12 protein-coding genes and 2 tRNA genes are annotated in these 13,803 nt (G+C 62.0%); 6 read left to right on the top strand and 8 right to left on the bottom strand.

Going from position 1 to position 13,803, the window contains the following annotated elements; genetic code table 11:
* Nucleotides 1-90: 90 nt before the first annotated feature.
* From AC2ETI_RS13350 to AC2ETI_RS13340, 3 genes are all read left to right on the top strand, one after another.
* Nucleotides 91-765: a TetR/AcrR family transcriptional regulator gene (locus AC2ETI_RS13350; protein WP_269577847.1), complete on the top strand. Its 675-nt coding sequence runs from the start codon at nucleotides 91-93 to the stop codon at nucleotides 763-765.
* A 71-nt stretch (nucleotides 766-836) separates the two neighbouring features.
* On the top strand, nucleotides 837-3,059 hold the full coding sequence (locus AC2ETI_RS13345; protein WP_060939201.1) for a glycoside hydrolase family 3 C-terminal domain-containing protein: 2,223 nt from the start codon (nucleotides 837-839) through the stop codon (nucleotides 3,057-3,059).
* Nucleotides 3,060-3,249: 190 nt separating this feature from the next.
* The gene (locus AC2ETI_RS13340) at nucleotides 3,250-4,587 is read left to right on the top strand and encodes an MFS transporter (RefSeq protein WP_483634023.1); all 1,338 of its coding nucleotides are present in this window, start codon (nucleotides 3,250-3,252) and stop codon (nucleotides 4,585-4,587) included.
* A gap of 84 nt (nucleotides 4,588-4,671) precedes the next feature.
* Here the strand turns inward: AC2ETI_RS13340 and clpX are convergent, their stop codons facing one another.
* From clpX to AC2ETI_RS13315, 5 genes are all read right to left on the bottom strand, one after another.
* Nucleotides 4,672-5,952 (bottom strand): ATP-dependent Clp protease ATP-binding subunit ClpX, encoded by a 1,281-nt coding sequence (gene clpX / locus AC2ETI_RS13335; protein WP_003944582.1) that lies wholly within the window; start codon nucleotides 5,950-5,952, stop codon nucleotides 4,672-4,674.
* Between the two features lie 369 nt (nucleotides 5,953-6,321).
* On the bottom strand, nucleotides 6,322-6,984 hold the full coding sequence (locus AC2ETI_RS13330) for an ATP-dependent Clp protease proteolytic subunit (RefSeq protein ID WP_003944539.1): 663 nt from the start codon (nucleotides 6,982-6,984) through the stop codon (nucleotides 6,322-6,324).
* A gap of 48 nt (nucleotides 6,985-7,032) precedes the next feature.
* A complete protein-coding gene (locus AC2ETI_RS13325) occupies nucleotides 7,033-7,620 on the bottom strand; it encodes an ATP-dependent Clp protease proteolytic subunit (protein ID WP_007730960.1) in 588 nt (195 codons plus the stop codon).
* A 216-nt stretch (nucleotides 7,621-7,836) separates the two neighbouring features.
* Nucleotides 7,837-9,210, bottom strand: coding sequence for a trigger factor (gene tig, locus AC2ETI_RS13320; protein ID WP_019749086.1), 1,374 nt, complete (start codon nucleotides 9,208-9,210; stop codon nucleotides 7,837-7,839).
* A 115-nt stretch (nucleotides 9,211-9,325) separates the two neighbouring features.
* A tRNA-Pro gene (locus AC2ETI_RS13315) sits at nucleotides 9,326-9,399 on the bottom strand.
* Between the two features lie 399 nt (nucleotides 9,400-9,798).
* Here AC2ETI_RS13315 and AC2ETI_RS13310 point away from each other — a divergent pair.
* Nucleotides 9,799-9,872 (top strand) — tRNA-Gly (locus AC2ETI_RS13310).
* A 193-nt stretch (nucleotides 9,873-10,065) separates the two neighbouring features.
* On the top strand, nucleotides 10,066-10,860 hold the full coding sequence (locus tag AC2ETI_RS13305) for a DUF1542 domain-containing protein (protein ID WP_483634088.1): 795 nt from the start codon (nucleotides 10,066-10,068) through the stop codon (nucleotides 10,858-10,860).
* Here AC2ETI_RS13305 and AC2ETI_RS13300 read toward each other — a convergent pair.
* Entirely contained in the window at nucleotides 10,857-11,654 is a 798-nt protein-coding gene (locus AC2ETI_RS13300; RefSeq protein WP_483634022.1) for an Fpg/Nei family DNA glycosylase, read from the bottom strand. The genes AC2ETI_RS13305 and AC2ETI_RS13300 overlap by 4 nt on opposite strands.
* A gap of 15 nt (nucleotides 11,655-11,669) precedes the next feature.
* A complete protein-coding gene (locus AC2ETI_RS13295) occupies nucleotides 11,670-12,143 on the bottom strand; it encodes a ribose-5-phosphate isomerase (protein WP_003944571.1) in 474 nt (157 codons plus the stop codon).
* Nucleotides 12,144-12,243: 100 nt separating this feature from the next.
* Here AC2ETI_RS13295 and AC2ETI_RS13290 point away from each other — a divergent pair, with 100 nt between their 5' ends.
* The gene (locus AC2ETI_RS13290) at nucleotides 12,244-13,122 is read left to right on the top strand and encodes a M48 family metallopeptidase (RefSeq protein WP_021333424.1); all 879 of its coding nucleotides are present in this window, start codon (nucleotides 12,244-12,246) and stop codon (nucleotides 13,120-13,122) included.
* Here AC2ETI_RS13290 and AC2ETI_RS13285 read toward each other — a convergent pair.
* Nucleotides 13,110-13,733, bottom strand: coding sequence for a DsbA family oxidoreductase (locus tag AC2ETI_RS13285; protein WP_003944541.1), 624 nt, complete (start codon nucleotides 13,731-13,733; stop codon nucleotides 13,110-13,112). The two genes, AC2ETI_RS13290 and AC2ETI_RS13285, sit on opposite strands and share 13 nt — an antisense overlap.
* Between the last annotated feature and the right edge of the window lie 70 nt (nucleotides 13,734-13,803).

Here is a 13,803-nt window from a genome sequence, read left to right as displayed (position 1 = left end):
CGAACTAGTGAGTTAGTTCACTGGACGTTACTCCCCCGACGCGAACTCGACAAGCAAAGTCGACAAACTGCTGGCAGATAGAGTGAGCACATGGTTTCCGAGCAGTCAGTGAACTCCGTGGTGTCGAAGCCGGAGAAACGACGCCGAAACAGCGATCTGACCAGGGTGAACATCATCGCCGTCGCCACCGAGGAGTTTGCCGACAAAGGCTTCGCCGGCGCCCGAGTCGACGAGATCGCAACCAAGACGCATACCACCAAGCGCATGATCTACTACTACTTCACCGACAAGGAAGGGCTGTACAAGTCGGTACTCGAGCATGCGTACAGCGTCATTCGTGCGCAGGAACGTGAACTCGATCTCGAGGGATTGAACCCCACGGCAGCAGTCCGCGCTTTGGCCGAACTCACCTTCGACCACCACGAACAGCACCCGAATTTCATTCGCCTCGTGGCCAACGAGAACATGCTCCGCGGCGAGCACATCGAGAAATCCGAGTTACTCAGCGGCCTCGGCGCCCCTGCCGCCGACCTGGTCTCGCAGATCCTGCACGACGGGCAGCAGTCTGGGGCATTCCGCTCCGACGTCGATGCTCTCGACATTCACATGGTGATCAGCAGTTACTGCGTCTTTCGTATCGCCAATCGGTACACCTTCAAAGCGCTCTTCGACCGCGATCTGACCGACTCGACGCATCGTGAGCATCTTCGAACAATGCTCGGCGACATGGTTGTTGCGTTCCTGACCTCGAAGGCGCCGTCCTGACCTACCCCGAAGTCCGAAAAATCCCCCTACGGTGGTGAGTGGAACTCACAGCTGCCACCGGGAGGAATGACGTGACCGAGAATTACGTAGACGGGCTTTCACTCGAGGAGAAGGCGTCGTTGACGTCCGGCTCGGATTTCTGGCACAGCCAGTCCGTTGCCGGAATCGAATCGATACTCCTGACCGACGGTCCGCACGGAGTCCGGAAACAACCCGAGGGCGGCGACGCACTCGGACTCGGCCACAGCATTCCAGCGACATGTTTCCCACCGGCGGTCGGGGTGGGCTCGTCGTGGAACCTCGACCTCATCCGCCAGGTCGGTGAGGCTCTGGGCGACGAAGCCAAAGCCGAACAGGTCTCGGTCCTCCTCGGCCCAGGCATCAACATCAAACGGTCACCCTTGTGTGGCAGGAATTTCGAATACGTCTCCGAGGACCCATTCCTCTCCGGCCGCGTCGCGGCAGCGCTGATCACCGGCATCCAGTCTCGCGGCGTCGGAACCTCGCTCAAGCACTTCGCTGCCAACAACCAAGAACACGACCGGATGAGAGTCAGTGCCGACGTCGACGAACGGACGCTGCGCGAGATCTATCTGGCCGGCTTCGAATACGCCGTCAAGACCGCGGCCCCGACGACGGTCATGTGCTCGTACAACAAGATCAACGGTGTGTACTCGAGCCAGAACCATTGGCTGCTCACCGAGGTACTCCGCGAACAGTGGGGCTTCGACGGCCTCGTCGTTTCGGACTGGGGAGCGGTCAACGACCGCGTGGCGGCACTCGCCGCGGGCCTCGACCTGGAAATGCCGCCGACCGGAACCGATACCCAGATCGTCGACGCCGTGCGCGGCGGCGACCTGGACGAATCAGTGCTCACCACTGCCGCCGAGCGCCTGTCTACGCTGGTGAAACGCACCGCCGCCGCGCGCACCGAGGGCCACACGTACGACGTCGAGCGTCACCACGAACTGGCACGGACCGCTGCAGCGGAGTCCGCTGTCTTGCTGGCCAACGACGGAGAACTACTGCCGCTGACCCCCGGCGGGCAAACTGTCGCGGTGATCGGCGAATTCGCGTGCAGCCCGCGGTACCAGGGGGCCGGCAGTTCACAGGTGGTTCCCACCAAGCTCGACAATGCCTTGGACGCGATCCTCGACCTAGAAGGCGCCGACCGCGTCACTTTCGCACCGGGCTTCACCTTCGACGGCACTCCGAACGACGACATGGTCACCGAGGCTGTCGACGCCGCACGCCGCGCTGACGTCGCGGTGCTGTTCCTCGGACTACCGTCCGCCACAGAATCCGAAGGATTCGACCGAACCGACATCGAACTGCCGGCTGACCAGATCGCCCTGCTGGAAGCGGTCCACGGCGCGAACCCGAACACGGTCGTCGTGCTCGCCAACGGCGGTGTGGTTTCGACCGAGCCTTGGAAGGATCATGCCGCCGCAATCCTCGAGGGTTGGCTACTCGGCCAGGCGGGCGGCTCGGCGATTGCCGATCTTCTGTTCGGCATCACGAATCCGTCCGGCCGCCTCACGGAGACCATTCCGCTTCGCCTCCAAGACAATCCGTCGTATCTGCATTTCCCGGGATCACAGCAGCACGTCCGCTACGGCGAAGGCCTGTACGTGGGATACCGCTACTACGACTCCGCGCTGCGCGAAGTGGCGTACCCGTTCGGGTTCGGGCTGAGCTACACCACCTTCGACATCACCGATACCTCCGTCGAGGCCGGTGAGAACTCCGCCGAAGTGACCGTCACCGTGCGCAACAGCGGCGACCGATCGGGCAGCACCGTCGTTCAGGTCTACGTCCACGACGCCTCGGCAAGCATCGATCGACCCGCGCAGGAATTGAAGGGCTTTGCCAAGGTCCACCTCGACCCCGACGAATCCGCGACTGTGACCATCACGCTCGACACCAGGGCATTCGCCTATTGGTCCGTCGCGGCGCAGGACTGGGCGATCGAACCTGGCGACTACGAGATCCGCGTCGGCTTCTCGTCTCGGGACATCGCAACCACCGACACGATCACCCTGGCCGGGAACGTCGGCGTCGGCACGCTCGACGCCATGTCGACCATCGGCGAATGGCTCGCCCATCCCGTCGGCAGCGCAGTTCTCGGCGCCGCCATGGCTGCCGCAGCGGGCGACGGCGCACAGGCGGTCAGCCCCGAGATGATGGCACTCGCAGGCTCGATGCCGCTCGGAAAACTCGCCACCTTCGGCCTCGGCATCACCGAGGAACAGGTGGCGCAGTTGGTGGCGGCCGCCGCGCAGCCAGGCTCCTGACCGCCTGAACTGCGGTTTCGACGTGCGAAGAGTCCGCCGGTAGATTTTTATGAACTATTTGGTTAATAATCTTGTGTAGTCGCTGTGGCGTCGGTTACATTCCTTGTATCGCTCTCCGCACAGACGTTCTCGATACGAACACCATCGGCGGATGTAGAGCCTCCACGACGCTTCCACCCAGGAGATGAGCATGTCAGCTAGCACGGTTACACCGTCCGGCCCCGAGGCGGGATCCTTGGCCAGGCCGGACACGACCAAGGTCAAGCGCGCCGCAACGTCGTCGTTTCTCGGCAGCATGCTCGAGTACTACGACTTCTACATCTACGCCTCCGCCGCTGCACTCATCTTCCCCACCGTGTTCTTCCCGGACAGCGGACATGCGGCACTGCTTTCGCTGGCCACCTTCGGTGTCGCGTACGTCGCGCGTCCCCTCGGCGCTGTAGTCCTCGGCCATTTCGGTGACCGCGTCGGCCGCAAGAAGATCATGCTGCTCACGCTCATCATGATGGGCGCAGCAACATTCCTCATCGGATGTATTCCCAGCGCGGATTCGATCGGAGTTCTTGCACCGATACTGCTGGTCCTGATGAGAATCGCTCAGGGCATCTCCGCCGCTGGCGAACAGAGTGGCGCCAGCTCACTGACTCTCGAACATGCTCCCGAAGGTCGACGGGCATTCTTCTGCAGCTGGACCCTCAACGGCACCCAGGCCGGCTTCATCCTCGCCAGCCTCGTCTTCCTGCCCATCGCCGCACTCCCCGACGACATCCTCTACACGTGGGGCTGGCGAATCCCGTTCTGGGGCAGCCTGATCGTTCTCGTGGCTGCATACATCATGCGTCTCAAGCTCGAAGAGCCGGAAGAGTTCACCGAGCAGCAGGAGTCGAAGGCCGTCGCCAAATTGCCTGTTGCCGATCTCCTTCGCACCCACAGCGCAAATCTGATTCGCGTGATCTGCTGCGCTTTCATCGCCGTCGTCTCGACCATCTTCTCCGTCTTCGGACTCGCCTTCGCGACCACCGAGGAAGTGGGGATCCCGAAGTCGACCATGCTCTGGGTGGCTATCGCAGCCAACGCCGTGGCCTTGCTCAGCCAGCCCGCGTGGGCGATTCTCTCCGACCGGATCGGTCGCAGGCCGCTGTTCATCGGTGGCGCCCTCGGTAGCGCGGTGTTCATCTACGTGTACTTCGGCGCAATCGCCAGCGGCAACGTCCCGCTGATCTTCCTGGCCGCAATCGGATTGATGTCCGTCTTCTACGCTGCCCCGAATGCCATCTGGCCGTCGTTCTACTCCGAAATGTTCAACACCAAGGTCCGCTACTCCGGCATCGCGATCGGCACCCAGGTCGGCTTCGCCCTCGCAGGCTTTGCGCCCGCCATCGGCAACGCCCTCATGGGCGGGGACAAGACACACTGGATGCCCGTTGCCATTCTGACATCGGTGGCCTGCGTCATCTGCTCGATCTCCGCGTTCACCGCCAAGGAGACGTTCCGCGCTCCCCTCAAGGAACTCGGCAACCCGATCTAGCCGAACACCCCCCAGACACCCTGCACGAACGACTGTGGCCCGGCATCTCGCGAGAGATACCGGGCCACAGTCGTTTTGAAGTTTCTACGCCGTCTTGTCGCGACGCTCGCCACGCTCCGGCTTACGCGGAACGATGGTCGGAAGTACGTTGTCGTTGACGGTCTCCGCGGTGACGACCACCTTTTCGACGTCGTCACGGCTGGGGATGTCGTACATCACCGGAAGAAGAACCTCTTCCATGATGGCGCGCAGGCCACGAGCGCCGGTTCCACGCAAGATCGCCTGATCGGCAATAGCGTCGAGCGCTTCTTCGGTGAACTCGAGTTCGACGCCGTCCATGTCGAAGAGACGACGGTACTGCTTGACGAGAGCGTTCTTGGGCTCCGACAAGATCTGAACGAGCGATTCCTTGTCGAGGTTGGTCACCGACGCGATCATCGGCAAACGGCCGATGAACTCGGGAATCAGACCGAACTTGATCAAATCCTCCGGCATGACCTCGGCGAAACGATCGACCGTATCCAGTTCGGCCTTCGACCGAACCTCGGCGCCGAAACCGATACCGCGCTTGCCGACACGATCGGAGACGATCCGCTCGAGACCAGCGAAAGCGCCCGCGACGATGAACAGCACGTTCGTGGTGTCGATCTGAATGAATTCCTGGTGCGGATGCTTGCGACCACCCTGCGGCGGGACGCTCGCCTGCGTACCTTCGAGGATCTTCAGCAACGCCTGCTGAACACCTTCGCCGGAGACGTCACGCGTGATCGACGGGTTCTCGCTCTTGCGAGCGATCTTGTCGACCTCGTCGATGTAGATGATTCCGGTCTCGGCGCGCTTGACGTCGTAGTCGGCAGCCTGAATCAGCTTGAGCAGAATGTTCTCGACGTCCTCACCGACGTAGCCGGCCTCGGTCAACGCCGTCGCATCGGCGATGGCGAACGGGACGTTGAGCATCTTCGCGAGAGTCTGAGCGAGGTACGTCTTGCCACAGCCGGTGGGGCCGAGCATCAAGATGTTGGATTTCGCGAGCTCAACCGTCTCACCCCGCGCATCACGGCCCTTGTCTCCGGCCTGAATGCGCTTGTAGTGGTTGTAGACGGCCACGGCCAGCGTCCGCTTGGCGGAATCCTGACCGATGACGTAGTTCTCGAGGAATTCTCGGATCTCCGCAGGCTTGGGAAGCTCGTCGAGCTTGACCTCGCTCGACTCGGCCAATTCCTCTTCGATGATCTCGTTGCAGAGGTCGATGCACTCGTCGCAGATGTACACCCCGGGTCCTGCAATGAGCTTTTTGACCTGCTTCTGACTCTTGCCGCAGAAAGAGCACTTGAGCAGATCCCCGCCGTCGCCGATGCGTGCCATCTCGTGAGGTCCCTACTTTCCATCATGTACGTGCACTCGCCGCCACTCGATCGGTCGAGACGCTCCGCAGTACTCGGTATCAGATCAGAAGTTGTCAGATCAGAAGTTGTCGGATCAGACAAACTGATCAACAAACCGATCGAACAAATCTGGTCGAACAATCGCAGAACGCCGGTCGAGAACCAGCCCGTGAAGTGACGGTACCCGCAGATCCCGAACGGGGTCGACCTGTTCTCGGCGTTTCGCCTGCGGATAAAAAAGAAAAGAGTCGAGATCTCAGCCTGGCGAGCGCTCCACCAGGCACTTCTCGACGTGTCCGCCTCGTGTCGGGAATCGGAATACAGATCCTCGACACGAGGCGGAAATCGACTACTTCTGTGCGCTGAGCTTCCGGTAAGCCAGCACGTCGTCGATGATGCCGTACTCCTTGGCCTGCTCGGCCGTGAGGATCTTGTCGCGATCGGTGTCGACGCGGATGGTCTCCGGATCCTTGCCAGTGTGCAGCGACAGCGTGCTCTCCATGAGTCGACGCATACGCTCGATTTCCGCAGCCTGGATCTCCAGATCGGAAACCTGACCCTGGATGCCGCCCGTGGCCGGCTGGTGAATCAGAATGCGCGAGTTGGGGAGCGCGAAGCGCTTGCCCGGCGTACCACCGGCGAGAAGCACAGCAGCTGCCGAAGCAGCCTGACCGAGGCAGACGGTGGAGATGTCGGCACGGACGTACTGCATCGTGTCGTAGATCGCCATCAGCGCGGTGAACGAACCACCGGGCGAGTTGATGTACATGGTGATGTCGCGGTCCGGATCCTGCGATTCGAGAACCAGCAACTGTGCCATGAGGTCGTTGGCGGAGACGTCGTCGACCTGCGAGCCGAGGAAGATGATGCGCTCCTCGAACAGCTTGTTGTACGGGTCGGACGTCTTGACGCCGTAGCTGGTCTGCTCCGTGAACTGGGGCAGGATGTAACGCGATTGGGGGCCCGACGGCGCCTGGCCGCCCAGCGAGTTAGCTCCGAAAAGATTGGTCATCAGTTCTCCAAAGTATGAATTGGGCAGCGAAAGGATGGACGAACCGGCTCAGTTGCCGGTGCCGCCGGCCTGATTCGCACGGGAGACGACGTGGTCGACGAAGCCGTACTCGAGAGCTTCCTTCGCCGTGAACCAACGGTCACGGTCGGAGTCCGCGGTGATCTGCTCGACCGTCTGGCCGGTGTGCTGAGCGATCAGCTCGGCCATTTCGCGCTTGGTGTGCTTGAACTGCTCGGCCATGATCGCGATGTCACTGGCGGAACCACCGATACCGGCGGACGGCTGGTGCATCATGATGCGGGCGTGAGGCAGTGCGTAACGCTTGCCCTTGGTGCCTGCCGAGAGCAGGAACTGACCCATCGACGCCGCAAGGCCCATACCGAAGGTGGCGATGTCGCACTCGGCGAACTGCATCGTGTCGAAGATCGCCATACCTGCGGTGACAGATCCACCGGGCGAGTTGATGTAGAGCGAGATGTCTCGCGTCGGGTCCTCGGCCGAGAGCAGCAGGATCTGCGCGCACAGCTTGTTGGCGATGTCGTCGTCGACCTGGGTACCGAGGAAAATGATGCGCTCTCGCAGCAAGCGCTCGTACACCGAGTCGCTGAGGTTCAACCCAGCGGTCGCTGAAGTCATGGCGGGACTCTGCAAAGTCTCCAGGTGATTGGAAGTCACGGTACCTGCCTTCTATGTGGATCTACTTGTGCGGTGGATCGTCTATGCGAAACACTTCTACTGACACAGACAGTAACGAAGTAGGGCGGCACCGGAGTCCCGGTGCCGCCCTACTTCGCTCAAAGCGGAAAACTCAGTGCAGTCGATCGTGGTGAAAACACCCGTCCGCCTGCGTTTTTACTTGTCTTCGCTCTCGGCGGAATCAGACGCATCCGCTTCGGTTTCGTCCTCGCTGCTGCCGAACAGTTCAGCGGTGTCGACAACGGCGCCGGAGGTGTCCTTGACACCGGCCGACTCGACGACGGACGCGAGAGCCTTGCCACGACGGACGTCTGCGAAGACGGCGCCGAGCTGGTTGGCCTGCTGGATCTGCTGGATGAACTGCTCAGGAGCCATGCCGTAACGCTGCGCCTGGAACAGGATGCGCTCGGTGAGCTCGTCCTGACCGACGGTGACGTTGCCCGCATCGGCGATCGAGTCGAGCAAGAGCTGCGTCTTGACGGAGCGCTCAGCGGCTTCCTGGGCATCCTTGTCGAACTCTTCGCGGCTGCTGCCCTGCTCTTCGAGGAGCTTGTTCAGTGCCTCTTCGTCGTGATCGAGACCGTGAACGGCGTCGTGCAGTGCAGCATCGACCTCAGCCTTGACGACGGCTTCCGGCAACGGAACCTCGACGGTCTCGAGCAGCTGCTCGAGAACCTTGTCGCGGATCTGACCGGCCTGCTCGACCTTGCGGACGCGTGCGACGCGCTCGCGGAGGTCAGCCTTCAGTTCTTCCAGGGTGTCGAACTCGCTGGCGAGCTGAGCGAACTCGTCGTCCTCAGCCGGAAGCTCGCGCTCCTTGACCGTCTGCACGGTCACGGTGACAACAGCTTCCTTGCCCGCGTACTCGCCGGCGACCAGCGTCGACGTGAAGTCCTTGGACTCCCCCGCCTTGAGGCCGATGATGGCTTCGTCGAGGCCCTCGATGAGCTGGCCCGATCCGACCTCGTGCGACAGTCCGCTAGCGGTTGCCTCGGCAACGTTCTCGCCGTCGACGGTGGCCGACAGGTCGATGGAGACGAAGTCGCCGTCCTCGACTGCGCGGTCGACGCCGGTGAGGGTGCCGAAACGCTGACGCAGCGAAAGCAACTGCTCTTCGATGGCTTCGTCGGTGATCTCGATCGGATCGACCTCGACGTTGATGGAGCTGAAGTCAGGGAGCTCGATCTCGGGGCGCACGTCGACCTCGGCGGTGAACTCGAGGAGCTCGCCGTCTTCGATCTTGGTGACCTCGATCTCGGGCTGGCCGATGGCCTTCACGCCGGCGCTGGTGACAGCCTCGGAGTAACGCGACGGCAGAGCGTCGTTGACGACCTGCTCGAGCACAGCGCCGCGACCGACACGTGCTTCGAGGAGGCGAGCCGGAGCCTTGCCGGGACGGAAGCCGGGGAGACGAATCTGCTGCGCGAGGGCCTTGTAGGCCTTGTCGAAATCAGACTTGAGTTCCGCGAAGGGCACCTCAACGTTGATACGGACTCGCGTCGGGCTGAGCTGCTCGACGGTGCTCTTCACGAAACTTCGCTCCTTCGTCTGGTCTTGCTCACAACTTGTGTTGAATCGGTACTGCTGTCTGGCGCGGCACTTCACTCCCGGACTTACTGGAGGTGAAGTGCCATGTACGTACTTGTCGGGATGACAGGATTTGAACCTGCGACCCTCCGCTCCCAAAGCGGATGCGCTACCAAGCTGCGCTACATCCCGTTTCCGATCACATGAAACACACGATACGGCCATCCGAGGCCACAAAGACAGCGGGCCACAAAGGCAGCCACCACCGGTGACCGCGCACAACCCTATCGCGCTCACTACTCTCTCACGAACCCGACCGTCGTTTGTACACGGCCCGCCTGTCCGACCCCGTCAGTATGTCATCCGACCGCCGCCACATACAGCCTTGGCTGAACGAAACGTGATGACAGCCGGAATTAGAAGCCGGGCCGCAAGGCAAGACACCCCGACTCGCCGGGCATTTCGGCAATTCCCCAGGTGAACGACGGTATCGAACTTCTCCAACCCCCCGATTATGAAATCCGGTGGGGCATTGGGTACAGTTTCGTATCGCAGACGACGAACACGGCGATCCCGAGTTGTCGTATGCACGGGGATGTAGCTCAATGGTAGAGCCTCAGTCTTCCAAACTGATCACGCGGGTTCGATTCCCGTCATCCCCTCCATGAGGAGGGAAACTCCACAAAAATCCGCATCGGCCTGGCCGGTGCGGATTTTTTGTGTTCAGACTTTGTGCACTCAGGCCACTCCCCTGTGGTCCGTATCCTGGAGTTGTCCGGATCGATTCTGCTCGGGAGGCCACTCGTGACCACGATTCTTCTCATACTCGTCGTTCTGGCCGTAGTCGTATTTCTGGTCATGAAAAGCCAGCAACGCGGTTCCGGCCACAGCGCAACACAACTCGACGACGCGAAAGCCGATGCCAGGCAGGCGATCGAACGCCTCGGCGGTCAGGTCTACAACCTGACCGGCAGTGACGACGCGTCGCGCCAAGCCCTCGCCGACGCGGCCGAACGGTACAACGCCGCAGGCTCGCAGATCGATCAGGCAGCAACGCCGGTTCAGGCACGTCTCGCGAAACAGACTGCGCTGGAAGGGCTTTACTACATCCGCGCGGCGCGGGTGGCAATGGGCATGGATCCGGGACCGGAAGTTCCTTCCATCGACGGACAGAAGGCTGCGGGTTCGGTCACCGAAGACCGTGAGATCGAATTCGAGGGCCGCAAGGTCGCGGCATCACCCAATCCGTCGTCGCACACACCCAACTACTACCCCGGTGGCCGAGTCGCCGGACGCCCGGTCCCGGCCGGCTGGTACTCCGAACCCTGGTGGAAGCCTGCCCTCGTCGCCGGTGCCTGGGGTCTGGGTTCGATGATGCTGTTCTCGACCATGTTCTCCGGCATGGCCGGGGTTCCTTACGGCGCAGAAGCTTTCGCGCAGGGTGGCGATACGGGAGCCGGCGACTCGGGAGATCAGGGTGACTCGGGAGATCAGGGCGACTCGGGAGATCAGGGTATGGACGCCGGTGACTCCGGCGCGGATCAAGGAAGTGTCGACAACACCGATTTCACCGCAGACGGTGGAGGCAGCGACTACGGGGACTTCGGAGGCGGCGATTTCGGCGGCGGAGACTTCGGCGGCTTCGACTTCTAAACCGACTGGCACACCGGGCACCAGAACAGGTTTCGCGCCTCCATGACGGAATGCAGGATCGGTGTGCCGCACACGCGGCACGGCGATCCTGCTCTTCGGTAAACGTAAGTCCGCGGACGATCCTTCGCGTACGCCGGATCACCGTTGTCGTGCTCGGCGCGAACGACGTGCATCTTCCCGCGCCTGACACCAACCTTCATCAATTCGACAAGATCTGCCCACATGGCAGTCCATTCGTCGTGAGAGACGAGATTCCCCGGTCGTTCGGGGTTGATTCCGTGGCGAAAGAGAAGTTCGGCGCGATAGACGTTGCCGACACCCGCCAGGACAGCTTGGTCCATGAGCAGCGCGCCGATCGCCTTCTTGGACTTGGAGATTCGCACCCATGCCTGGTGTGGATCCGCGCCGCGGCGCAGTGGGTCCGGCCCGAGTCTGGCCTCGATCGCGGCGACCTGAGGCGGCAGTAGGACTTCGCAGGCGGTGGGACCACGAAGGTCGGTGCCGAAATCGGCACCGACCATTCGCATCCGGACCTGGCCTACCGGTTCTTCCATCGGCAGGGCGGAGTCGGTGAACTTTCCGTACAGCCCGAGGTGTACGTGAACTGTCAATCCGTTGTCATAGGTGTGCCAGAGGTGCTTCCCCCAGGCATCCGAGGACGTGAGTACGTGTCCGTCCACCAGACGCGCGTCCTCGGCGAATCTGCCTTGCGGGCTGAGGACGCGGACCGGTGAACCGACGAACTTGCGGGCATGCAACCGTGCCAGTCGATGCAGGGTATGACCTTCAGGCACGGAACAACTTTCGGATCAGGCTTGCGGCAGAGCCGGTGCGACGCCGGTCTTCTCGTACTCGGACAAGATGTCGATACGACGCTGATGACGCTCTTCACCCGACCATGCGGTGGCGAGGAAAGCATCGACGATGGCGAGTGATTCCTCGAGGGAATGCATACGTCCACCGATGCCGATCAGCTGAGCGTTGTTGTGCTCGCGGGCCAGCTTCGCCGTTTCGACGCTCCAAGCGAGAGCGCACCGTGCGCCGGGAACCTTGTTCGCGGCGATCTGCTCACCGTTGCCACTGCCACCCAGGACGATTCCCAGGCTGCCCTCGTCGGCAACGACGCGCTTTGCGGCTTCGATGCAGAATGCCGGGTAGTCGTCCACGGCGTCGTACTCGTGAGCACCACAGTCGATGGCCTCGTGGCCGTTCGCTTTGAGGTGTTCGATGATCTCGTTCTTACGTTCGAATCCGGCATGGTCGGCACCCAGGTATACGCGCATGGCGACAATTCTCTCAGGCCCGAACAGCCGGGCGCACCCGGGTCGACGTCACACTTTCAGGAACACGCATCGCCGCGCGAGCGCACCTATCGTGGTGCCCATGTACCCCGTCAACGGCCAGGCCGCTGCACCCGCCGTTCGTGTGTCACCAGGCAGTGACGCGGTTCGCCACCCGTGGGAAATCCCGCTACTCGTGCTCGCCGTTCTGACGACAGTCGTCACCTATGTGGTGGCGATCGTTCTGATCGCTGCGGGTGATCTGTCGACGTGGATCCTCGTGGTGCTCGCGGCTCCGATCCTGCTGTTCCTCGCGCGAGGTCAGCTGTACGGATCGCAGCAGGTCAACGGAATCAAGATGACGCCTTCGCAATTTCCGGAGGGGTATCAGCTGGTTGCCGAGGCCGCGGCACGGTTCGGCATGAAAACTCCGCCGGATGCCTACGTCGTGCTGGGGAACGGACGGATCAACGCATTTGCGTCAGGGCACGGATTTCGGCGTTTCGTCGTCGTATACAGCGACCTGTTCGAGGTCGGTGGGCAGGCCCGCGAGCCCGATGCGCTCGCATTCATCATCGGTCACGAGGTCGGCCACATCGCTGCTGGGCATGCGTCGTACTGGCGCCAGTGGGGACAGTTCGCGTCGAACTACATTCCGGTGATCGGATCTTCGCTGTCGCGTTCCATGGAGTACACGGCAGACAACTTCGGTTTTCACATGCGCCCACAGGGCGCACCGGGCGCCATGGGTGTCCTCGGCGCCGGAAAGTATCTCGTGGGTCTGGTCGGGTTCGACGAACTCGCCGATCGCGCGACACTCGAATCCGGTTTCTTCCCGTGGTTCGTCAACATCTTGTCGTCGCATCCGGTGCTGACCTGGCGTGCGGCCGCGCTTCGCAACCGCACGCACTCAGGGCATCTGTTCTTCCGGCCCGGTCAGCTCTACCGAAATCCGGCGCTCACTACCGCTCAGTCGAACTGAGGATCCTCGTTGCGGGTCCGCTTGAGCTCGAAGAAGTGCGGGTAGCCGGCCAGCGCGACGGCGCCGTCCCACACCTTGCCTGCATCCTCGCCGCGCGGGATACGTGACAGCACGGGACCGAAGAACGCCACGCCGTTGACATGGATCGTCGGGGTTCCGACGTCGGGTCCGACGGCGTCCATGCCCTTGTGGTGGCTCTCACGCAGTGCCTCGTCGTACTTGTCGGTGTCGGCAGCCTCGGCCAGTTCGGGCGGCAGTCCGACCTCGGCGAGCGACGACTTGATGACGTCGGCGAAGTCCTTGTTGCCCTCGTTGTGAATCTTCGTACCCATGGCCGTGTACAGCGGCAGCAGGATCTCGTCACCCTTCAGCTGCGCTGCAGCGATAGCGACGCGGACCGGGCCCCAGGCCTTGGTCATCATCTCGCGGTACTCGTCGGGGAGGTCGCGGCCCTCGTTGAGAACCGCAAGGCTCATCACGTGGAACTTGGCCTCGATGTCGCGTACCTGCTGGGCCTCGAGAATCCAGCGCGAGGTGATCCAGCACCACGGGCAGAGCGGGTCGAACCAGAAGTCAGCAGTGTCCGTGGTCTTACTCGAGGTTGCGCTCACGAAGAAACTCCCTATCAGTTCTTGTCGGTCAGGTTCTATCAGATCGGGGACATACTCCCGTTCTGCCAAC

The organism is Rhodococcus sp. MurmanLake-1 (assembly GCF_056945715.1).
Note: the sequence above shows the minus strand (reverse complement) of the source record. Positions and strands in the feature narration are given on the sequence as shown.